The sequence below is a fragment of the Bacillus sp. GC_Bacil_1 genome (assembly GCF_026540675.1).
Classification (GTDB): Bacteria; Bacillota; Bacilli; order Bacillales; family Bacillaceae_G; genus Bacillus_A; species Bacillus_A cereus.
Genome location: NZ_JALNUG010000001.1, coordinates 342,345 through 365,225, shown reverse-complemented (window position 1 = coordinate 365,225; position 22,881 = coordinate 342,345). Strand labels below are relative to the sequence as shown.

Here is a 22,881-nt window from a genome sequence, read left to right as displayed (position 1 = left end):
AAAATGATAATCTTTATCAATTACCACTTTTGATTATAAAAGATGACTCTTTATAAGTAAAGTAATTTCATGAAATATTTACCTTGCAAAGTATTTGTGGCCACATTATATATATGTATGCCGTGCGAAAAATGTTATGACACTTTTTCTTATCCTTTTTCTTTCATACTTTGCAAGTTGTCTCATCATGATTAAATTCACCATCTATTTCTACTTGAATGGTGACATGTTCTACATGAAATTTCTCCTTTAATACATACGTAGCCTCTTTTAATATACTTTGCGTTTCATTCCCTTTAATAATAAGATGACATGTTAATACTTGAAAATCTGATGTGACAGACCATATGTGCAAATCATGAACTTCTTTGACAATCGGAATATTTAATAACGTACTTTTTACCTCTTCAACATTTATGTGCTGTGGTGCACCTTCCATTAATATATGAACCGTATCACGTGTTACACGCCATCCACTAATAATGACTAAAATAGACACAAGAATACTAGCAATCGCATCTGCAGCAGTCCATCCGAAAAATTTAATAAGTAACGCAGCAATGATCGCTCCGACGGAACCCAATAGATCGCCTAGTACGTGCAGGAAAGCACTTCTTAAATTCAAATTACCTTTCACATCTCCGCCTCTCATTAATATCCAAGCTGATAAAATATTAATAAGCAGACCAAGGACTGCAATAATGAGCATCCCATTACTAGCAATCTCAACTGGTTCTTTAAAACGACGGATTGCTTCAATAAAAATGTATACCGAAATGACAATAAGAACGACACCGTTACATAATGCTGCTAACATTTCGACTCGCTTATATCCATATGTTTTCACAGTTGTTGCTGTTTTTTCTCCGAGCTTAAACGCAAGTAAACTTAAAGCTAAAGATACTGCATCACTTAGCATATGCCCCGCGTCAGATAGTAGTGCTAAGCTATTTGTTACAAATCCACCAATAACTTCTGCAATCATAAAACTTGTTGTTAGTAGGAAGGCAATTAGTAACGCCTTTTTATTTTTTGAATGACCATGATCATGCGAATGTCCCATACTTATACTCCTTTAAGTACAATATCTGTATGTTAGTATGAAACAAACTCCCCATCTTTATCCCGAATCGACTGATTGTAAACGCCCGCTTCCTCTGTATACACACTTCGCTATTTTTTAGACAATCCCTTTTTCTCAAATAAAACAAGACTACTTCTTTTTTATTTTCATATTGTTTACTAATGAAAGAATTTTAAGGAGGTTACTTAAATGAAACGTTTATTTCTCTGTATGGAACGTGAACTTGTTGTAGTGAAAGAACAATATGATAACTATGAAACGACTTACCACTTACAAAATATGCAACCTACCTGTATCGCTGTTGATCCGTTCCACCCAAACCGTGTATATTGCGGAACATTTGGACGAGGTCTATGGTTAAGTGACGATAGCGGGGATTCATGGAGACCAATTGGAGATTCTTATCGTTACTTTGATTTCCCTAAAGAAGATGGTATTTTACACTCCTCTATCACTTCCATAACAATAAGCTCAAATGAACAAGTGAACGGATATGGGGTCGTTTATGTCGGCACAGAACCGAGCGCTTTATTTCGCTCTGAAAATGGTGGTGAAACGTGGACTGAACTTAAAAATATGAAATCATTATTATCTTCTTATACGTGGGCTTTCCCGCCTAGACCTTTTACCCATCACGTACGCTGGATTACAGTTGATCCAAACAACCCTAATACAATACACATTTCAATCGAAGCTGGTGCTGTTATTCAAAGTAATGATAAAGGGCATACATGGATTGATAAAAAATTCGGTGCTCCTATCGATGCTCATCAATTACTTATGCACCCTGAAGCACCAAATCGTCTTTATGCATCATGTGGTGACGGATTTATGGGCGGACCTGATCGTGCTTATCTTGAAAGTTATAACAATGGAAACAGCTGGATCTCATGTAGTGAAGGACTTGAACATCATTATTTATACAGCATGGCAATTGATCCAGCTGATTGCAATACGATTCTCGTTTCAGCTGCACCGAGTGCTGATCTGGCTCATCACCGTATCCCTTATGAATCTTATATTTATCGAAAAACGAAAGATACTCCGTTCCAGCAAGTACAACAAGGACTACCATCTGCAATCGGTACAGTCATTTCGATGTTTGCGACAAACAAGGCTGAACCACATACGTTTTACACGTTAAATAACAATGGCGTCTTTCAATCCAATGATAGCGGCGAATCGTGGGAACAACTAAATATTCCGTGGAAAGATGAATACAAAACGCAGCATCCGCATGCATTGCTCGTTACTAGTTCTTAACGAAAAAAAGACTGCCTAAATGGTTTTAGGCAGTCTCTCTTTTATTTCTTTAAATCAATGACAATATCATCTAACACAATATCTTTACTCTTCGCTTCTTTTTTCGGCACTTCTATTTTCTTCTCTTTCCCATTCACATACTCTACTCCACCATGATTTTCAGGTGTATGTACTCGCAAGTGCACGCGAGGTGTAACGATAAGCTTTGTTGCATTTTCGTTTAACTTTTGGAATGTAGAACTCCAACTACCTTTGTGCGGTTCTGCTACTGTACTAGTTCCGCCATTTCCTTCACCAGCATATTTATTTCCTAAATCATCTTTTATTTCTAATTCCACATCAGCGCTATCCCATATACTTCTTAATACTTTAGATTCTTCCTGATTGAAAAAAACGATAAATGACATCGGAGTTACTTCCATTTTGTCTATATTTACTTTTATTAATTCATTTTCAGAAACCCTATTAACCTTTACTTCTTTACTCTCCATTGCTTTTAAACTAAGTGCGAAGTTCCAATTCCCCTTAATTGAATTACCTTTATAATCCAACTCAATCTCTTCCATATTCCACCAAACGTTTGCAACATCTAACCTTTTACTACTATTACCACTCATCGTAGTCATACCTACGTACTTTTTCTCTCCAACTTTTGTAACGTTCGAACTACCTCCTCCGCCATTAAAGCCCCTAACTTGCGGACTTCCAAATGGGAACGGTTTCTCTCCTAAATCTTTTTCGCTTTCAATAGAATATGTGATTGTAATTGTTCTACCATCAAACACAGCATCATTAATGGTAACCTTAACTCCATTACTCTCTCTCGTCATATTCAACTCAGTCGAAAATTCTTTATAATTTTCATATAACCCTGTTCTACCATTATCTAAAAATCGGAATATGTCACCGACAATTGGCAATCCCCCCGCATATGTAGGAAATCCGATACCGAGTGTTGCAACTGATAATCCTACTAAAATAGATGCAGCAGCGACACCTTTTTTCCAACTTTTCATCTTTTTCTTCGTACGTATCGATTGTTTTACATTTCGTTTTACTTTTTCCTTTTCAATTTCAGAAGCCTCAATTTCTTCTAGTTCTTTTTCATCTATATCAATATCATTTAACAGTTCATAAATGTCTTTCATATCGCACTACCTCCAAAACTAATATTCGTAGCATTTTGTTGTAGTTTCTTTTTCCCACGGTACACTCGATTATCAATTGCTGCCCGAGTTAATCCTAACTTGTCACCTATTTCCTCTGTCTTCATACCAAGTAAATATTTCATAATGAACACCTTTTGATCTAGCGGTTCTAATTGATTAATGAGCTTCAATAATTCTTCCCTATCTTCCATAACGATTAATTCGTCTTCTGCTGATTTTTCTGTACTAATATGAAACTCATCTGAAATGATTTCTACTGTTTTAGTCGATTTCCGGTAATAATCAATTGCTTTAAACTTTGCAATCGCTGCAATCCACTTTTTAAAATCACTCGGCTCTCCATGAAATTTATTTGCGTTATTCCAAATGGAAAGAAATATATCGTTTATACATTCCTCTATGAGTCCATCATTTTGAATTGGAAGTAGAACTTTATGCGTGATCCCCTTTATGAGTGGTAAGTATGTATCGACAACAAATTCTAACGCGTCTTCTTTTTGCCGCTGTAATCTTTTTATAAAATTTTTCTCATTTGATTTCATGTAGCGATTCCCCTTATTGTTTTGTAAAAGCTTTTACACCCTATATAACGTCTGAGAAAATTTTTTCTCTCATCTTTTTATTTTTTGTATGTAATGGCATACTTTCCCTTAGCCATTGTCTCACATAACTATGCGTTCAAAGAAAATTTTCTCAAGTCTGTAATTTAATTCATGTAGTACACTATTTATATAGTCACTTTTTAACTTAGTGTACATTTTATTTCGTTAATCTACTATTTTAATTTAGGAGATGAGATGTGTATGTGTGGAATTACAGGTTGGGTAGATTGGAAGGAAGACCTTTCAAATCAACATGTTATTTTAAAAAAGATGGCAAATAGTATTGAGCATCGTGGTCCAGATGCTGAAGGATTTTGGTTTTCACCTCGCGCAGCTTTTGCACACCGCCGATTAATCGTAATAGATCCTAAAGGAGGAACGCAGCCAAAAACATTTCGTGCTGGTGATTATACGTATGCTCTTACTTATAATGGAGAAATTTATAATTTCCGTGAACTTAGAGAGCAGCTTCAAAAATGTGGGCATGCATTTGAAACCCATTCAGATACAGAAGTATTACTACATGCTTATTTAGAATGGAAAGAAGACTGCGTACGACATTTAAACGGAATTTTCGCTTTTGCCTTATGGGATGATCAGAAGCAACAATTGTTTTTAGCACGAGATCATTTAGGTGTAAAACCACTCTTTTTTACAGAAAGAAATGGCAGTATTATTTTCGGCTCTGAAATTAAAGCATTATTAGCGCATCCATCTGTCCCTGCTGAAATTGATGCGGATGGAATAAATGAAATATTTGGATTAGGCTTATTTCGCACTCCAGGATGTGGCGTCTTTAAACATATTCAAGAAGTACGTGCTGGACATTCTATAACATTTACACGTCATAAAAAAGGAGTTACGAAGTATTGGAATTTAGAAAGTAAGTTCCATACAGACTCTATAGAAGATACATCTTCGCATATTTTATCTATTTTACAAGATACAGTAAAAAGACAATTAATTGCCGATGTTCCTCTCGTTTGTATGTTATCAGGCGGATTAGACTCTAGCGGTATTACTGCACTTGCGGGTAAAGAATTTGCTGCTGAAAATAAAACACTTCATACGTATTCTGTTGACTTTGTAAATAGCGCAAAAGATTTCGAACTGACATTTGCTCGCACTGGTTTAGACGCACCTTGGGTAAAACGCGTTTCTGAACATGTCGGGACAGCGCATCATGATATTATTGTGAATGCTGAAGAATTAGCAAATCAATTATTCGTTCCCCTTCATGCAAAAGATTTACCAAGTGCTGGTGAAATGGAAACTTCACTATATTTACTATTTTGCGAAATGAAAAAAGATGCGACCGTAGCTTTATCCGGCGAATCGGCTGATGAAGTATTCGGTGGATATCCTTGGTTTCATCAAGAAGAACTACTATATGTAGATAAGTTTCCTTGGCTAAAAAATTGGAAAAATACATCTCCTCTTCTACTAAATGAAGTAAGTAACCAATGTAATCTAGAAGACTATATTGATACACGATTCCAAGAGGCGATACTTGAAGTACCTACTCTTGAAGGCGAAAGTAAAAAATCCGCGAAACAACGTCAAATGTTTTATTTATTTTTAACACGATTCCTTCCTTTCTTACTTGACCGTAAAGATCGCATGAGTATGGCTGTTGGATTTGAAGTTCGTGTACCGTTTTGTGATTATAGATTAGTTGAATATTTATGGAATGTTCCTTTCAACATAAAAAGTATTGATAATATTGAAAAAGGCATTTTACGTAGAGCACTACAACCAGCTTTACCTGACGATGTACGCAATAGAAGAAAAAGCGCTTATCCAACTTCACAAGATCCACTCTACTTACAAACAATCCGTAATTTAACACTTGATATGTGTAACAATAAAAACAATCCTATTTTCTCACTTATTAACCATTCCATCTTACTTTCAATTGCTGATCAAAGTAATAAAGAGATTAACAATTTTGAGGCAAGAAGTGCCATGGAGTATATGCTACAAGTAAATGAATGGTTGAAAACATATCACATCCATATTGCTTAACAAAAAGGAGTTCAAGGATAAAAACCTTGAACTCCTTTTATATTAATTAGCACATTGTTTATTATCAGTATCAATAGACCATCCAATAATCGTGGCACAGTCTCTACCTTTCCACTGCAGTACATTTGTTAATACGGGCTCAATCTGCAAGCTATTTCCGTCGTGTAATATTTCTACTAAAGATTGATCATCATCAAACCTTCGTTTGTCACACTCTAAAATACCGTCCGTTGCCATTACAATGTGATTCATTCCTTTTTCTAATCCTCTTACACCTGACGTAAAGCAAGGTGTATTTGCTGCAAAAATATTTTTCCTGCCAATATATTCGTAATTCTTCCGTTTATTTAATCGTCCTTTTCCATTTTTCGTTTTCTCAGAATGGAATAAATACGCGAAACAATCACCAACTGATAACCAATATAAAAATTCGCCTTTTCGTAAACAAATTAAGCAAGCGAGTTCCTCATCATCTTGATCACACTTTTTAATAAATAACTCATCTGTAAATAACGCTAATAGGTACATATGTGTATGATGGAAAGCTAAATGTATTGGATATGAGAATAACTCTTTTAGTTTTTCTTTTCTTTCCGAAATCGCTTCTATTATATAATCTATATTTTTTGTTTTGTGATGTGTATCAAAAATCATAACAAATTCAAATTGTAATTCAGGATCCCACCAAGCCAGCACCGCATCTCCTCGTTCATATGCATCACTCTCTTGATTTCCCCCATATACGCCGACTGAAAGAGGACCACATTTTTCAACATGTATTTCATCTACATACATCTGTTCATGACTAATCCATTTGAATGTATTCACAGCTATCATCCTCTCTCTTGCTAAATGTATACCTTTACACATAGATTACCTTATATTTCAATAAAAATAAACTTTTTCAACATTTTTTATCCAAATAAAAGGATTTTATTTCTAAAACAACGAATATATCTTACTATACGATATAAAAAAGGGGATTTATTATTATGAACAACATTAATCAACATTGGGAGAGCATTTATTATCACTTACGATACGAATACGAGGACAACCTTTCCCACCAAGCAATTCGTATTTTACAAATCGTTTCTCGTGAGAAAGGTATAACAATTGGAAAAGTCGCTACTGAGCTTAGTCTTTCTCATAACACAGCGTCTGAACACATAAAGCGCCTTATTCAAAAGGGCTTCATCATTAAAGAGCGAAATAAAAAAGATGAAAGAGTTGTAAATCTTACATTAACAATTGAAGGAATTGAAGTATTAGAAAAACATACTTTACTAGATAAAGAAAAGATAAAAATATTAGAATTACAGTTATCAAAAGAAGAACAACAATTAATTGAAAAAGCATTTTCGTTATTAGCGAAGGAGGCAAAATATGCATTTCCTCGTTAAAGTAATCGTTTCGGCACTTATTATCGGCATTATCACTGAAGTCGCTAAACATTACAGTACGATAGGTGGCTTTATTGCTGCCCTTCCTCTCGTGAGTTTACTTAGTTTATTTTGGATTTCATTCGAAGGCGGAAATAAACAAGAATTGAGTCAATTTGCTTTAGGGGTATTATATGGATTCCCCGCATCAGCACTATTATTATTTATTGTCTATATTGGTTTAAAAAATTCATTTACACTTAGTACATCTGTCCTACTTGGTATAGGTGTTTGGTGTATCGTTTTTGCTTGTCAAAAATTATTTCAAGCTTAGGAGGAATTAACATTCATAAATTTGTAGAAATAATGGGGCAAAATATAGAAGTACATATAAAAGGAGATGGTAAACAAACTGTAGTCATTCAAACTGGAATGACTTGCTCATTTTATGATTGGTTTCCTATTATAGAAAAGCTTTCAGAGCATTTTACAGTTGTTTCATACCATCGCCCAGGTTACGGAAAAAGTGATTTAGGCAATCAGCCGCGTACAATAAGGCAAGTTACAAAAGAGCTACATATGTTACTAAACAAACTAGCTATTCAAGAACCATTTATTCTAATCGGTCATTCCTATGGAGGATTATGTGCACAACATTTTGCGATGTTACATGAAGATAAGCTGCAAGCACTTATTTTAGTTGATTCTACTTCGATGAACTTACACCGTTTAGATGAACTTCATTTACCAATTTCTGATCAAACTGATTCTGATGATGTTTGGTTTCAAAAATATAATATATATTCCAAAATGGATGTAGACACACTTTATAATGAACTAAAACCTATTCTCACCGATCAATCAAAACAGCAAATTGAATTCTCTACCTCGCCTTCATTATATAAAGCGACAGCTTCTGAACTATCGGAGTGGAAAAACTGTGCTCTCTCACTAAAAGAGCTATGTAAAACATTAGAAATACCATTAATCGTTATCGGTAGAGATCCTCAATATTCTATTACTCAATTGACTAATGGCGGCATGCCAAAAGAGGAAGCAACACAACTTGAAGCAATGTGGCAAGAACTAATTCACGAACAATTACACCTCTCAACTAACAACCAATATATTCTTGCCGAACATGCTAGTCACGGTATAGAAAATGATCGATCAGATATTATTATTGAGGCGATTCATTTCTTACAAATAAAAAAAGGAAGCAACTAAAGCTGCTTCCTTACTTATCTATTCATAATCTTCTTCATCATCGATTTCTTCGTAATATGAACTTCCATTACTTACATATATAGGGCCATTCGCAACATCAATACGTAGTACCCACGCCCATGGCACAGCTAAACGTTTATGTATCGCTCGCCAAAAGCTCATTGATTTTCTTTCGTACTCCTGGAACTCCTGAAGTAACTCTTTGTAGGAGGAACCGTCTAACTGAATATTTGCTTCTAACAAACGAGAATGGGCATAGTACTGTAACTCTAGTTCAGCAGCAATTTCCATTTCTTCTTCCGTTGCCATACCAATAATTGTTCCATCTTCTGGTGCAATTTCATATACGTTTTGAACTTCAATAAGCCCTTCTTTCTCTTTCTCAAACATGTAAACAGCCTCCTTTAACATATATTTTTTATGTTACAAAGTCATACTTCTACAATAACTTCTCTCTTTCCTCTTTTTTTGATAAACTTTTACAAAATATTTAACCGATGACCTGTTTTCTCTATTCTTTCAGCAGAAATGAAACGATTTTTATCAAAATTTAATTGATACACATCAGGCATATGAAGTGTTTTCCAAAACTCTAAATCATATTTCGAATTAAAATAATTCATGAGTAATACCATAATATTTCCATGCGTACCTATTACAATATTCTTACCTTCATATTGTTTTAATATATTTTGCATACATATTACAGCGCGCCTTTGTGCGACATCATTCGATTCTCCGCCTTCGTATGCAAAACTCCAATCTTCCCACACATTCTGCATAGCATCATTAAAATTTGATACCGGTTCTGTGCTCAATAATCTTTCACGCAAATCTTCTTCTGTTTGTATTAATAATTTATATGTATTCGCAATTCCTTGTACAGTTTGGATTGCTCTTTTATACGGGCTAGAAATCACAACATCAATATGTTTATCTTTTAATAAGCGTGTTACATTCTCTGCATCACAGTTCCCTTTTTCAGATAAAGGTCGCTCCCGTTCTTCTTTTGTATAGGTAGAATGGGCATGGCGAACGAAATAGATTGTTGTCATTTTTCAACCTTCTTTCTTATTTTCAATTTATATTCAATAACAAGATTGGAAAATCCTGTATTAAAAAAGAGCACTTTGCATAAGCGCTCTTTTGTTTACATAATAAAATTATTTCATTATAATTTATTTCTGAATTCCTCACTTATGGCAATATCTCGAATAAAGTAATCCATATTACTTAGAAGTTTTTCAAATGCTTTTTCACTCAAATTGTTCATCATAAAGACAATCTCAATCTTATTCCCTTTTTTATCAGTACCATAGAAACTATTTGTTAATACAAATGCCGTAGAACCACCTTTCTGTCCAGCAAATTCGAACATACCCTCTCCTACGGTTCCTTTAAATATATTCTCAATCTCACCTTGCATTTGTGGTGTAAAATAATTTCTGCTATTTATCTTTTCCAGTAAACTCATGTAATCCTTCGCATTTGCACCTATAAACCGATCTGACCAAATACGTTGAAAGTCCATATCGGCTTTTAACGATATCTCGCGTTTTGTCCATTCTTTCTCGTCTTTCATCCATTCATGTATTTGCCATACATGCTTAACATATTCATCATTAGACATATTACGTAGCTTGTCCAATGCTTTATTTTGAGGAATATGCAGTTCTTTTTCAACATAGCCCCTCATATATAATGCCCCTGTATACGTTGGATAAAATTCATCGTGACTATTTAAGCCTAACTCTTTCAAACTTTCATTTATCCGCGCTGCTCCAAGCTTGTCCAATAAATATGATGTATTCGCATTCGAACTATAATGGATCATTCCTTTCACTACTTCTTCTAAAGAAGTTTGACCACCCTTCACTAACTCTTTAACTTTTACATCATCTAGCCATGCAGGGTGTGCACCACCATCAGTATTTTTCACATAGTATTTTTCTAATTCTTTCAATGAAATTTGCTCGTCTTTTCTTATTTTCCCTTCAGCTACTTGCTTAGCATATTCAATTGCTATAACGATTTTCGACATACTTGCTAGCGGTAGTTTTTCTTTTTCATTTATTGATGTCAATGTTTCACCATTTCTTTTAACAATTAAAGAAGTTGTTTTATCATCCTTATGTTCTTTTATGTAATTTAGCACATAATTAGAGTCTTCTTTGGAATTGACATATTCCTTCACTGAAAAGAAAGCTATACAGCCTACTATAGTAATTCCAGCTATAATTCCAACAACTTTTAATCCCCTCATGATACTCCCCCTAAAATAAACATATTATATATTATACTAAATAATTTTCCCTTTTTAAGTAATAATTAGATTATTTATACAAAAAACACTTCTTTTCTTAAACAACAAAAAAACATGCTTTCATGATGAGAGCATGTTTTGTGATATTCTTCACATTGTTTAGTTGAAAAATTTTACTTACCATGATGTAACATTAAATCACTAAGTTCTTCTTCAATGTGATTTAATTTCGCAACGCCTTCTTTCCATTTATGAATATAACGTGAGACCCCAACGAAAAACAAAACAATAATTGTGGAAAGAATAATACCATATACGATTGCTACAGTACTCATAGTTACACTTCCTTATAATTAGTAATGTGGTTATTAGTTATATTTTTATTATAAACCTTTTTCTTTTAAAATACTTCAATTTCAACTTTTTGTAACAAAATTGATTTTTCTAACATTTCGTTCGTAAAAATGGCATATTTTTCACAAATTATACAAAACTTCACCATATGTACTATTACCATATGAGTTATATTATTAAATAGAATAAAGGGGATGATATACTATGACGACTTGGTTTATTGTGATGTTAGTTGTATTTGGAGCATTTAAAATTATCGTTTCTAGCCTTCCTAACACTGTTATTGAATCCATTATTAGCAAGTACGAAACACATCCACAACTTGACGAAGAGAATGTGACTATTACAATTCACGGAAATAACGTAGAAGGCGAAAAGAAATCAAAAATTATTCATGATTTTAACGAAGGTTTATTTTTAGATCGCTATTATGCACCACCCCATAATGAAGGCACTCCTTTAATTATCAATGCAAAACGTGGTAAAAAAGATTTCACATTTTATATTTACAGTCATGAAGAGCATGTTGATGTTGTAAAACAATATAAAAAGAAGGTAGTTGCTTATAGTTTACGCTCTAAAAATCTTCAAAACAGTGATATGTTCGTATCAGCTGATTTGTATAGTGATAATAAAGTTATTGAATTTTGACTAAAAAAGATAAGAGCCTTACTACATTCTATATGTAGCAAGGCTCTTTAAAGTTGTTTCAAATTATATCCATCTGCTTATGTAATGCTTAAAAAATGAATAATAAAGTTGTTTACTTCTTATTAAACTAACGCCCCCGTTAGTTTAAGTGTAACTCTTCACAATTATTTGATATTATATAGATAAATAGAAATATAAATCAGAATTTAGTTTATAGTTATAAAAATAAGTTATTTATATCCTTATAATTCTTCAGAAAGGAGAGTGTATGAAAAAGACTATTGTTTTTGTATTAACGATATTTATATTATTCTCAGGATTCGCAACACAAAGTTATGCGTTGTCAGATTCGAAATCTGTGGCAATACAAGCATTGCTAGATGATGCCTGTCGTACGTCAGGTGTGCCTGGAATGTCACTCTCAATACTTGCTGATGGTGAAGTGTTCTACTTTTCTTCTGGGTATGCAGATCTTGAAAAGGGACTGTCTGCAAGTGAAAATACACTCTATGAGTTGGCCTCGGTGAGTAAAGCTTTTACTGGTATGGGGATTTTGCTATTGGAAGAGCAAGGGCTGCTATCAATGACTGACCCTATCCAAAAATATTTACCTTGGTTTACGTTAAAGTATCAAGGTAAACCTGTTGATATGCAAAACCTTACACTAAATAACTTTCTTCACCATACCAGCGGCCTAACAAATATTAGACATCTTCAAAATATTCCACAAGGTAATACGCCTGATATGTTGCAAAAGACCGTGGAAACGCTGGTAGATGCAGAATTGGCGTTCTCTTCCGGTGAACAATATAACTATGGAACCGTTAATTATGACGTATTGGGTTTGGTTATTGAGATTGTATCACGACAAAGCTATGAAGACTTTATGAAGGAGCAGGTATTTATACCCTTAGGTCTTCACCAGACGTATGTTTATAAAGAAGATGCTCAAGCCACTGGACAGTTAGCACAGGGCTACCGTTCTTCCTTTTTTATAACAACTCCATTTAACGCTCCGGATTATGCTGGGAATAAACCTGCCGGCTATATCATTTCTAATACAAAAGATATGGCGCGTTGGATGGGCATACAGATGGGTATTGTGCAGGACATACCCGAAATATTTCACAGGGCTATCGAAAAATCACATAGGGGTGATATGTCTGTTTCGGCTGTCAATGATATGTATTATGCGGCAGGTTGGTCGGTAAACGCCGAACAAACGTTTATAGAACACACTGGGGGTAATCCAAATTTTAGTACCAAAGTAGCCATACTGCCAAATGAAAGAACAGCCATCTGCTTACTGAGCAACGGCGCAAATACCAATATAAACCTGGTACTAAAAGTTAAAAATATATTAAACGGCAATCTAACTCAGTCATATGAGATAAGCGGCACACAGCTTTTGGACATCATTTTGTCGTCTACCACAATTATTCTTTGCCTATTAGCCGTTCTGTTATTTTTCTTAGGATTAAGAAAAAGGAAAACGAATGAGCAGCAGCCAATGACAAAAAAGAGAACAATCGTAACAATTATTTTCCTAATCGCTACGATTGCCCAGTGTATAATGTTTTTTGCCCTCGATTGGTCAACGATACTTATTTGGCAAACATATAGTGTTCTTACAGCTTTAATTTCGTCAACATTATTAACAGCAAGCATTACTTGGTTTGTATATACTCACCGATTAGATGCCTCGGTCCGAAAATAAGTATAATGTTAAGTAAATAAATCCTAATTTATCGATATTTTTAATTTAAAAAACAGAAGACACCTCGGTGTCTTCTTTAATGTCATCGACACTTCTCCTAGTTAAACCCACTTGCTATTTCTTCCACTAACCTGCCTCGTTAGTAGAAGAAGGATTTTTAAACAACTATATTATTTTTCAAATGACTTTATTGTAAATTAAACAACTTTATTATCTCTGTACATGATTTAGCTTAATACTCATATATAAAAAGGAATCCACGAAATATGGATTCCTTTTTTCTCATTTACTGAAAAATAAGCTCTGTCTTTAAACTATCTTTCGGTAACAACCAGTCTTTTTTCTCTAAACTCCCCATTAATAATTCCCTTTGTTTTGTCGCAATACTTTCTTCATTTGTTTTAAATGACACTTCTATTACGAAGTCATCTTCTAATTTTCCGGTATTACTTAATGGCCAAATTTCAATATTTGCTTTTATGTTTTCAAACTCTCCTGTATATCGTTTCATTAATACAGGACCATAAATACGGGAATTCTTTAACATCTCTTCTCCCCAATTTGTATACAACCATTTGTTCATTTTCCCTGGTACTTTTTCTATTAACATGTTTTGAGCAGCTTGTTCATTTGGTAAATCAAGTACCCCATATCCTTTAGCACTGTAGCTTTTCTTATTTGAAATGCTTAATGTTTTCTTCTCAAATCCCCAATCTATTTCCGCCTCATAACTATCCGTATTACTATCGAATCCTTCTTTTTTAGCTACTTCTAGTGCATCTTGAATTACACCATTTTGAATAGGGTATCTTTTTTTATATGTTAGTTCAAAATCTTTACTAAATTCTTTTTTTCGAATTCTAGCAAACCAACCTTCATCACTTAAACTTTTATTCGCAGTATCTAAAAATTGCACTTGTATTCTTTCATATTTTGTACCAACCTGGAAATGTTCTAGCACCTCTTGCTTCATCTCTTTGTTATAACCTAATACTTGTTCTGGCTTCAATAATAACTTCACTTCAAAACTAGGTTTCATTGGACTAGCAGTAAACCCTTCCTTAACGTTATAAAGAAAACAACAAAAGAAAATGCTTACGAATACAAATACTTTTTTCATATACCTATCCCCTTTACATTTTAACTGACTTCTATACGTTCCATTGCAAGTGAATATACATTTTCATATCCTGCTGTACTTAGCTTTTGTTGTAATCGATCCGTATCCTCTTTCAAAGCGTGCACTAGCACCGTATGTTCTGGTAATAATGTATTTAACATCTTTTTAACGTCTCTTATACTTTGGTGAACTTTATACGAAACTCGATTCACCCTACATGTACTCCTTACATGTTCTTTCATAACTCTTTCTGCAAAACTCCCTTTAGCAATATGCCCAGTAAAAATAACGGAATTCCGTTTTTCATTCCGAAGCTGTTCATAGTATAACTGTGCTCGTTTCGTTTGCATATTCGCATCACTCATTACAACTATTCCGTAACTATTTTGCATACAAATGTCATTATCCATAACTATTATGTTTCTTTTTAGACTCTTCATAACCCATTTAAGTTCTTCATTATTTTTTATCCAATCTTTGTATACGAACATCTCTTCAAATCCAGCCAAAATTTCTTTATCTACTATAATTGGAAACTCTTTATACCTTTCATATAAATACAATACGATATCTTGTGCCCTACCAAGCGCGGGCAATGGTAGTAATGCTATTCCTTTATTTTGCACAACTCGTTCAATTTCTGCACATAGTTCGTTAACACGTTCATTTTGCGAAACATCATCTGTGTGATAAGCGGCATCTACAATTGCGACTTTTATATTGTGGCCCAATTTCTCAGGTAAATTAGCTTGTAGTATATTAGACTCTGCTGAATAGTCGCCTGAATAAAATACGTATGTATTACACATATCAACTAAAAACCAAACAGCTCCTAATACATGCCCACTATATCCCCATTGAAACCGCAATGTAGGAGTAATTTGTATCCATTCATTTGGATTACTAATCTCATCAATACATACATAATTTAAATCTTTTATATTTTGGTCGATATAAGGTAAATTCCACCCTTTCATCACATTATAGTTTCTCCATTTTTCATAATATAACGGCAGTTGCTCCTTCGTATAACGAGTCGTCCAAATTTTTTTCTTATATCCATACTTCGCTAATAAAGGTAAACCCATCGTATGATCTTCATGAATATGTGATAAAAATACCGCATCTAAAAACGGAACAGCTTCTCTCTCTATTTTTGGATAACTATTCTCATATGATCGATTAATACCACAATCAAATAATATTTTCGCCTCTTTATTTTTTACAAAATAGCAGGAGCGACCGTATTCTCCTGCTCCTCCCCATACTTCCACTCTCATCATGCTACCCCTTTTCGTTTTTGCTCCATATGTTGCAGCAGTAATAAGCATATTGTTGTAAGTCCAACAGAAACAACGGCCATCGCCATTCCTATAGATACTTCACCCTGTTCAAATTGAGCAAAAATAAATGTTGCTGACGTTTCTACTGATGGAGGTAATACGAGAAGCGATGCTACTAACTCTCTTATCGAAATTGTAAATGTCATCGCCCATCCAGCAAGAATACCCGGGATAATAAGAGGCAATATTATTTTTCTAAAAATATAAATATAATTTCCAGAAAAAATACTTCCGGCCTGTACAAGGGAATCATCAATTTGTCCAAGTGATGATTTTACATACTGCACTGTGTAAGGTAAAAAAAGAACAACATACGTTACGATAACCATGATTGGTGTATTGTAAATTGACATAGGCATATATGGTGAATTCCAAAATAGAATAAGACCTACAACCATAACGATTCCTGGTACCATATTCGGTAACATACCGCACATATCAAGCCATTTTTCAGAGGTTTTTTTCCCCTTTCGAATCATAAGTGCCAAAAAGACTCCAATCATTACCGCGATAATCGCTGTTACGAGTGAAAAAAGAAAACTATTCCATAAAGCCTCTAATCCCGGAGATCCTATTGTAAACAATGCCTCATAATGGCTTGTTGTAAAGTTATTTACATGTAAACCGCCGCCTCTTAATTTTGACAAAGAAGTAATAAGTATAGAAAAGTATGGAATTCCAATTGATACTATTAATAAACCAATTACATACATCCATGCTACAACGCGCGTAAATATAGACAAAGTATATCTTTTAGATTTCACACCTTTTCCACTAACCATTGCATATGAATACTTTCGATTCAATACATTTTGCATATACCAAATAAGCATACAAGCACTAAGTAATAAAGAAGATAATGCTGTTGCACTACTAAAATCAATTGGCCAACTCGAAATAAATTTATGGATTTCTGATGTTAACACGTGGAATCCTATTCTACGTCCGAATGTAGCCGGTGTTCCAAATTCAGCAATCGTCTTTACGAAAATGAGTAAAGCACCCATTACATAACTTGATACTAATAACGGCAATATTATTTTTCTTAAACGACAGAAAAAACTTCCGCCATGAACTGCTGCAGCTTCTTCTTTACTACTCCCAATCTGAAGTAACGTGTTTTTCAGCATGAAATAAAGGAATGGGAATAAATGCAGACTCATAATTAAGACCATACCTCCTAAACTAAAAAACGATGATGAAACTGTCTTTAGCATCGGAAAAAATTGTTCAAAATAGCCGTTAGGTTGCATGAACAAAATCCAGCCCATTGATCCAATATACGGCGGTGTCATAAATGGAATCATAAAAACAATATCTAACTTACTATACTTTCCTACATCTGTTTTGCTCATAATAAACGCCAATGGAAATGCAAATATTGTAGCTCCTATTACAACGAGTACACCTAGAAGCAGCGAATTCAGAAAAATCCCAGCTAATCCACCACTCTGCATCACTTCAAAAGGCTTTAAAAAGTTCCAACTGCTATTTTCATATATACTAGAAAATAAAATAAGAAAAAGGGGAATGACGATTAACATCGCCACAAGCAATAACGCTACCGTCATTCCAACTTGTCTTACTGATACAAATCGATTTACCATGGAATCACCATCTTATTGAAATACTTTCTTAAATTGTTTTCCTATTTCATCTTGCTCTTTCTCAACTGTTTTCCAATCAATATTTAATACTGGAATCTCTTCTACATTTGGTCTATTTTCAGCTTTTATATCTGTTCTACCAGGTAATAAATACGCTTTAGCAACTTGTTTTTGTACATCATCGGATAATAAATAATCAATAAACTCTTTTGCACCTTCAACATTTTTACTATCCTTCATAATCCCCGCTGCACGTGGGCTAATAACTGTTCCGCTTTTTGGATATACAATATCAACAGGTTCCCCCTTTGCTTTTGCGCTATACGTCATATAATCAACACCCGCAATTACCATATCTTTCGCACCTGTTACAACTGGATCTAACGCTTCCTGATTTGCTCCTGCTACTGTAACTTCATTTTTCTTAAGCTGCTCAAATAAATTCCATCCATCTTGTCCATTCTTTTTCACGTATCCTGTTACAAAGTCTAAAGCTGAACCTGAAAGTGCTGGATCTGGAAGATTCACTTTCCCTTTCCATTCTCCTTTCGTTATATCGCTCCAATCTTCAGGCGCTGTCTTCACATTTTTTGTATTGTACACAATCCCTAATGCTGAAGCACTATACCCGAAATAATGCCCTTTATCATCTGACCATTCAGAACGCAGCTTATCAGCTTGTTTCGCCTCTTTATAAGCTAACGTTTTTCCCTCTTTCTTTAATCCTTCCATCGCTGGTAATGATGCAAGTACGACTACATCAACGACTGGATTTTTCTTTTCAGCTTCCATTCTCGCTAAAATTTTACCAGTTGTCCCTTGAAACATTTCCACCTTTATACCAGTTTTCTTTTCAAAGTCTTTTTGAATTTTTTCTGCTAACCCCTTTGGCCCTGCACTATATACAACAATTTTCTTTTCAGTCGTATTTTTACTTTTTGCATCTGCATTGCCTGTCTTTGAACTACACCCTGTTACTACAGCCGAAAATAATAAAGTACATACAAATAAAGACTTAAGCAAACTGAATTTCTTCATACGATTCTCCCCCTATATGATGAATACATTTTTTTGGCACATATAACGATACTGGTTTACCGATGCTTAATTTACTATTGTGATAAGCTGTCCATATTCCGAGTGCCCCCATGTTTACTTTTATTTCATACCGTTCTCCTACATATGTAACGTGCTTAATTTCACCTGTATACATTTCGCACACTTCATTTTTCGTCCAGCTCACATGCTCTGGACGAACCATTTTTTTACCCTCTACAAGCCAATTCGCCTTACCAACAAATTTGGCGACAAATTCATGAGACGGTTTCACATAAATATCTTCCGGTGTTCCTTTTTGTAATACTTCTCCTTGTTTCATGACAATAATTTGGTCTGACATTGACATTGCTTCTGTTTGGTCGTGAGTGACATACAGTGCAGTTAAATCAATGGAATGAACGATATCCATAAGCTCTATTCTCATTTCTTCTCGCAAAATTGCATCGAGTGCACTTAGCGGTTCATCAAACAAAATAAAATGAGGTTTTGTTACAATTGCTCTAGCGAATGCGACACGTTGTTGCTGTCCACCAGAAAGTTCGTGTGGATACCTTTTCTCCATACCTTGCAGGCGAACTCGCTTTATCGCATCTTCTACTTTTTCTCGCAATTGATTCGTTTGCTTTGTAGCTCTTAAACCAAATGCAACATTTTCAAAAACAGTCATGTGCGGCCATAAAGCAAAATCTTGAAATACCATACCGATATTCCGTTCATGAGGAGATGTCTTTATCTTTTTTGCAGCAGAATACATGCACTGGTCTCCAAAATATATTTCTCCCTTATCCGGTTCTTCAAGCCCTGCTATCATTCTAAGTAAAGTCGTTTTCCCACACCCTGAAGGTCCTAAAAGTGTAGTAAATTCCCCTTGTTTCATTACAATCTGCAACGGCTTTAACGCCTGTATTTTTCCAAATGTCTTTTCTAATCCACTAATTGTAATATCCATTGCTTCACCTCTCTCCCCTCATTCTTAACCTGCTTTCATTCTATACGGAAGATTTATACTGAATGTTAATGTACTGTAAAGATTAAATTAAAAAACTTCTAATAAACTATTTATTTCTATAGATTTTTTCTATAGTTAAAATAAAAAAGGCGGCAATTCATAATGAATCTCTTAAAATTAGAAATTGTAGTACTTATTAAGAAATACAAAAAGCTTACAATCGTTGCAGAAAAACTTGGCGTTAAACAACCAACTATTACATTTCATATAAAAAGCTTAGAAGAAGAACTCGGTGTATCTCTATTCGAATTACGTTCTGGAAGGTATTTCTTAACAGAGGCTGGTGAGGCTTTGCACCATTATGCTTGTAAAATAGATGCACTTATGAAAGAAGCTAGACGTGTCACGCAAGAGTTTAAAGATTTTCATAAAGGTGCTATAACAATCGGCGCTAGTTATGTACCAGCGACTTATCTTTTACCAGAAGTCGTTCATCAATTTCAATGTGAATTTCCCAATATAAAAATAACGCTACTAGTGAAAACAGCCCCTGAAATTCGAATGATGCTACAAAATCACGAAATCGACCTTGGGATAATTTCCGCTGCTCCATTTGATGAACCACTTTTAAAACAAACGAATATAATGCCCGATACACTTGTTCTTGCCTTTTCCAAAGAACATTATTTTTCAAAGAAAGACAATGTATCGTTACAAAATATCGAAAAGGAACGCATACTATTGCATCGTAATCCATCTACAACGAGAGATTTACTTACACAATGGACGTTGGCGCACAACATTACATTCCAATCTGAAATTGAATTAGACTCATTAGAAACGATGAAACAAATTTTAAAATATGGTAATGGAATTTCCTTTATTTCTAAACTTGCTATCGAGCAAGAAATACAACGAAATGAGCTATGCTATATACCAATCCCTGAATTTGAATTTCAGCGTAACATTTATACGATTCATCATGAGGACAGATGGAATTCTAAAATCATTTCTTTTTTACTACAGAGCATCACTTCATTTGCAACAAAAAATTAAAAGGCTGTCGTTATGCACGACAGCCTTTCAAACTATAAATCTATTTATTTTTCTTTGCCTCAATTTTTGCTTGCGCCTCTTCAGCCTTATCTAATGCTTCTGATACTTTCTTCTCTTTTTCTTTCACTTCATCTATACTATCGACAGCTTTAATAATTTTATCGATTCCTTCTTCTTCTACTTTTCTACGCTTTGCCACTCTTTCATTTACTTTCTCTTCCACATCTTTTGCTTTTTGAAGCATATTCTCTGCATTTGATGTTACAGCTTTTTCAAGTTCAGCATCTTTTTTCTTTTGTAACACTTCATTTGCAATGTCTTTCGCTTCTAAATACTTACCATCTTTTAATGCTGTTGCTCCGTGATCCATTTTCTCAGCAACTTCTTTATATGATTTCGCTTCATTTCCTGATTTCTCTTTTTCTGCTTTTTCGAACCACATTATTGCATCACTATACTTTTCATCTTTCAATGATTGCATACCTGTTTCAATATATGTGTCATAATTGCTACATCCAGCCATTACGACTAATAGAAAAAGCATAACAAAACTTAATTTTTTCATGCTGTTGTCTCCTTTTCTTTGCAAGCTCACTTTACTTTAACATACATGAAAAAGAGTTTCAAAAACTAAAATACTAATTTAGTCATTTTTATAATGATAAGTCAAATTTTTATTATTTTCTTATTTTTAAGCGGACACATCTACTTGTTTTTTCGCCATATGTTGCTTTACTCCAACTAATACAACTAACAATAACCCTCCGCCTATTGTCATCATAACAATGCTAGTTGGCAACATATCTAATAGTAGTCCATATACAATCATACCAAGTGGTGCGATTGCAGTCGCAATTGTTTCAAGTAGGCCAAACACACGCCCTAGGTAGCTCGGATCTGTCGTTTTTTGCATATGTACTTGCATTGGAATGTTTACAATCATAATTGCTATACCAGTTAACATCATAAAAGCAATATAGTAAATAAAACTTGCTACTTTTGGAATGATAACTAACAACGGAAAGACTGTACATAAACTTAAACCTGCAAACAAAAACAGTCCAGTATAAATAGAACGAAACGGATTATTCACTTCTTTACGCACTGATAAAGCAATCGCTCCCATTAGCATCCCGACTGCTAACATTCCCTCTACAGTACCGAGTTGCTTTGAAGATAAATGCAATGTATGGACGATAATGTACGGAAGTGCAACTGTTAGACCACACGCAAAAAAGTTTACCCACAATGCTATTTTCATTAAACCATATATTTCACGTTGTCTTTTTACATATAAAAAACCTTCTTTTATACTCATCAAGAAATGCTCTGTACTTTCAGCCACTTCTTTTTTATATAAATCAAATACGATAAATAATTGCAAAATAACCGCTAAAAAGAACGTAATGCTATTTAATAGGAAAAACGATTTAATTGAAAAGAAACCATATACAACTCCGCCAATAATCGGTCCTAAAATATTTGATAAAGAAGCCGCCGTTTGATTTAAAGCACTCGCTTTTTGAATACGTCCTTCATCTACTAAACTCGGAATAGACGAAGTTAATGCAACAGAATAAAAACTTGCACAAATTGATAATAATGCTGCTGAAATATAAATAAAAAGAAGTGATGGCCCAAATATAGTAGCAAGAATAAACATACTAAGCATCGTTAAACTACTTAATAAATCAGTACCAATGACAAGCCATTTTCGATTCACACGGTCTGCTACAGCACCAGCAATTGGGCCACAGATCATCCTTGGAAGTGATCCGCAAACGAGCGTAATTGCAAAACCCATCCCTGAACCAGTAGTCTTTAATACATATAACCCCATTGCGAACGTATAAATACCTGCGCCTAATAAAGACGTCATTTTTCCAATCATCATTAAAATGATATTTCTAGTTGCAATCTTCATTCTTGAATCATGTTGTCCTATACTTATATCTCCCATTTTTGACTCTCTCCCCTTAAAAGTTAAATTGTGTTAAACTTATTATATAA

General features: G+C 34.3%; 24 protein-coding genes. 8 read left to right on the top strand and 16 right to left on the bottom strand.

Annotated features, from left to right (window positions below; genetic code table 11):
• Positions 1 to 163 precede the first annotated feature (163 nt).
• Entirely contained in the window at positions 164 to 1,063 is a 900-nt protein-coding gene (locus OXT04_RS01990) for a cation diffusion facilitator family transporter (RefSeq protein ID WP_090976037.1), read from the bottom strand.
• 210 nt (positions 1,064 to 1,273) lie between these two features.
• Here OXT04_RS01990 and OXT04_RS01985 point away from each other — a divergent pair, with 210 nt between their 5' ends.
• Entirely contained in the window at positions 1,274 to 2,347 is a 1,074-nt protein-coding gene (locus OXT04_RS01985) for a WD40/YVTN/BNR-like repeat-containing protein (RefSeq protein ID WP_267412639.1), read from the top strand.
• Between the two features lie 41 nt (positions 2,348 to 2,388).
• On the opposite strand, the gene OXT04_RS01980 is transcribed toward OXT04_RS01985, so the two are convergent.
• The gene (locus tag OXT04_RS01980) at positions 2,389 to 3,495 is read right to left on the bottom strand and encodes a DUF4179 domain-containing protein (RefSeq protein WP_267412638.1); all 1,107 of its coding nucleotides are present in this window, start codon (positions 3,493 to 3,495) and stop codon (positions 2,389 to 2,391) included.
• Positions 3,492 to 4,058: a sigma-70 family RNA polymerase sigma factor gene (locus OXT04_RS01975; RefSeq protein WP_000840007.1), complete on the bottom strand. Its 567-nt coding sequence runs from the start codon at positions 4,056 to 4,058 to the stop codon at positions 3,492 to 3,494. The genes OXT04_RS01980 and OXT04_RS01975 overlap by 4 nt, the downstream gene beginning before the upstream one ends.
• Positions 4,059 to 4,319: 261 nt before the next feature.
• Here OXT04_RS01975 and asnB point away from each other — a divergent pair, with 261 nt between their 5' ends.
• Complete coding sequence (gene asnB, locus OXT04_RS01970; protein ID WP_110496399.1) at positions 4,320 to 6,143, top strand: asparagine synthase (glutamine-hydrolyzing); 1,824 nt, start codon at positions 4,320 to 4,322, stop codon at positions 6,141 to 6,143.
• Positions 6,144 to 6,185: 42 nt separating this feature from the next.
• Here the strand turns inward: asnB and OXT04_RS01965 are convergent, their stop codons facing one another.
• Positions 6,186 to 7,013 carry a PP2C family serine/threonine-protein phosphatase gene (locus tag OXT04_RS01965; RefSeq protein WP_002040904.1) on the bottom strand — a complete coding sequence of 276 codons (828 nt, stop codon included), beginning with the start codon at positions 7,011 to 7,013 and terminating at the stop codon, positions 6,186 to 6,188.
• 122 nt (positions 7,014 to 7,135) lie between these two features.
• On the opposite strand from OXT04_RS01965, the gene OXT04_RS01960 reads away from it, so the two are divergent.
• The 3 genes from OXT04_RS01960 to OXT04_RS01950 are packed head-to-tail and all read left to right on the top strand — an operon-like array spanning position 7,136 to position 8,752.
• Positions 7,136 to 7,546, top strand: coding sequence for a MarR family winged helix-turn-helix transcriptional regulator (locus tag OXT04_RS01960; RefSeq protein WP_053564811.1), 411 nt, complete (start codon positions 7,136 to 7,138; stop codon positions 7,544 to 7,546).
• Positions 7,530 to 7,859 (top strand): DUF3147 family protein, encoded by a 330-nt coding sequence (locus OXT04_RS01955; protein ID WP_000545616.1) that lies wholly within the window; start codon positions 7,530 to 7,532, stop codon positions 7,857 to 7,859. Before OXT04_RS01960 ends, OXT04_RS01955 begins: the two co-directional genes overlap by 17 nt.
• Positions 7,820 to 8,752: an alpha/beta fold hydrolase gene (locus OXT04_RS01950; protein ID WP_141549601.1), complete on the top strand. Its 933-nt coding sequence runs from the start codon at positions 7,820 to 7,822 to the stop codon at positions 8,750 to 8,752. The genes OXT04_RS01955 and OXT04_RS01950 overlap by 40 nt, the downstream gene beginning before the upstream one ends.
• An 18-nt stretch (positions 8,753 to 8,770) precedes the next feature.
• On the opposite strand, the gene OXT04_RS01945 is transcribed toward OXT04_RS01950, so the two are convergent.
• The 5 genes from OXT04_RS01945 to OXT04_RS01925 all read right to left on the bottom strand — a co-directional run bounded on the left by OXT04_RS01945 (position 8,771) and on the right by OXT04_RS01925 (position 11,532).
• Complete coding sequence (locus OXT04_RS01945) at positions 8,771 to 9,142, bottom strand: hypothetical protein (protein WP_000461779.1); 372 nt, start codon at positions 9,140 to 9,142, stop codon at positions 8,771 to 8,773.
• Positions 9,143 to 9,231: 89 nt separating this feature from the next.
• Positions 9,232 to 9,807, bottom strand: a complete 576-nt coding sequence (locus OXT04_RS01940) for a histidine phosphatase family protein (RefSeq protein WP_097821569.1) — start codon at positions 9,805 to 9,807, stop codon at positions 9,232 to 9,234.
• Between the two features lie 116 nt (positions 9,808 to 9,923).
• Entirely contained in the window at positions 9,924 to 11,015 is a 1,092-nt protein-coding gene (locus tag OXT04_RS01935; protein ID WP_001214676.1) for a serine hydrolase, read from the bottom strand.
• A gap of 173 nt (positions 11,016 to 11,188) precedes the next feature.
• Positions 11,189 to 11,350 carry a hypothetical protein gene (locus tag OXT04_RS01930; protein WP_000108701.1) on the bottom strand — a complete coding sequence of 54 codons (162 nt, stop codon included), beginning with the start codon at positions 11,348 to 11,350 and terminating at the stop codon, positions 11,189 to 11,191.
• 65 nt (positions 11,351 to 11,415) lie between these two features.
• Positions 11,416 to 11,532 (bottom strand): hypothetical protein, encoded by a 117-nt coding sequence (locus tag OXT04_RS01925; protein WP_001987133.1) that lies wholly within the window; start codon positions 11,530 to 11,532, stop codon positions 11,416 to 11,418.
• A gap of 41 nt (positions 11,533 to 11,573) precedes the next feature.
• Here OXT04_RS01925 and OXT04_RS01920 point away from each other — a divergent pair, with 41 nt between their 5' ends.
• Positions 11,574 to 12,020: a YfmQ family protein gene (locus OXT04_RS01920; protein ID WP_029441929.1), complete on the top strand. Its 447-nt coding sequence runs from the start codon at positions 11,574 to 11,576 to the stop codon at positions 12,018 to 12,020.
• Positions 12,021 to 12,288: 268 nt separating this feature from the next.
• Positions 12,289 to 13,737, top strand: coding sequence for a serine hydrolase domain-containing protein (locus OXT04_RS01915; protein WP_097821568.1), 1,449 nt, complete (start codon positions 12,289 to 12,291; stop codon positions 13,735 to 13,737).
• A 286-nt stretch (positions 13,738 to 14,023) separates the two neighbouring features.
• On the opposite strand, the gene OXT04_RS01910 is transcribed toward OXT04_RS01915, so the two are convergent.
• Genes OXT04_RS01910 through OXT04_RS01890 form a run of 5 tightly spaced genes read right to left on the bottom strand, consistent with a single transcriptional unit; the run spans position 14,024 to position 19,815 of the window.
• Positions 14,024 to 14,857, bottom strand: a complete 834-nt coding sequence (locus OXT04_RS01910) for a hypothetical protein (RefSeq protein WP_097821567.1) — start codon at positions 14,855 to 14,857, stop codon at positions 14,024 to 14,026.
• Between the two features lie 20 nt (positions 14,858 to 14,877).
• Positions 14,878 to 16,140 (bottom strand): MBL fold metallo-hydrolase, encoded by a 1,263-nt coding sequence (locus OXT04_RS01905; protein ID WP_176544389.1) that lies wholly within the window; start codon positions 16,138 to 16,140, stop codon positions 14,878 to 14,880.
• Positions 16,137 to 17,807, bottom strand: coding sequence for an ABC transporter permease (locus tag OXT04_RS01900; protein WP_267412637.1), 1,671 nt, complete (start codon positions 17,805 to 17,807; stop codon positions 16,137 to 16,139). The genes OXT04_RS01905 and OXT04_RS01900 overlap by 4 nt, the downstream gene beginning before the upstream one ends.
• Before the next feature lie 12 nt (positions 17,808 to 17,819).
• Positions 17,820 to 18,845, bottom strand: coding sequence for an ABC transporter substrate-binding protein (locus tag OXT04_RS01895; RefSeq protein WP_267412636.1), 1,026 nt, complete (start codon positions 18,843 to 18,845; stop codon positions 17,820 to 17,822).
• A complete protein-coding gene (locus OXT04_RS01890) occupies positions 18,823 to 19,815 on the bottom strand; it encodes an ABC transporter ATP-binding protein (protein WP_000355536.1) in 993 nt (330 codons plus the stop codon). Before OXT04_RS01890 ends, OXT04_RS01895 begins: the two co-directional genes overlap by 23 nt.
• 162 nt (positions 19,816 to 19,977) lie before the next feature.
• Here OXT04_RS01890 and OXT04_RS01885 point away from each other — a divergent pair, with 162 nt between their 5' ends.
• Positions 19,978 to 20,871, top strand: a complete 894-nt coding sequence (locus tag OXT04_RS01885) for a LysR family transcriptional regulator (protein WP_097821563.1) — start codon at positions 19,978 to 19,980, stop codon at positions 20,869 to 20,871.
• A gap of 40 nt (positions 20,872 to 20,911) precedes the next feature.
• Here the strand turns inward: OXT04_RS01885 and OXT04_RS01880 are convergent, their stop codons facing one another.
• Both OXT04_RS01880 and OXT04_RS01875 read right to left on the bottom strand, forming a co-directional pair.
• A complete protein-coding gene (locus OXT04_RS01880) occupies positions 20,912 to 21,436 on the bottom strand; it encodes a DUF4398 domain-containing protein (protein WP_097821562.1) in 525 nt (174 codons plus the stop codon).
• A gap of 126 nt (positions 21,437 to 21,562) precedes the next feature.
• Positions 21,563 to 22,831, bottom strand: a complete 1,269-nt coding sequence (locus OXT04_RS01875) for an MFS transporter (RefSeq protein WP_000502472.1) — start codon at positions 22,829 to 22,831, stop codon at positions 21,563 to 21,565.
• Between the last annotated feature and the right edge of the window lie 50 nt (positions 22,832 to 22,881).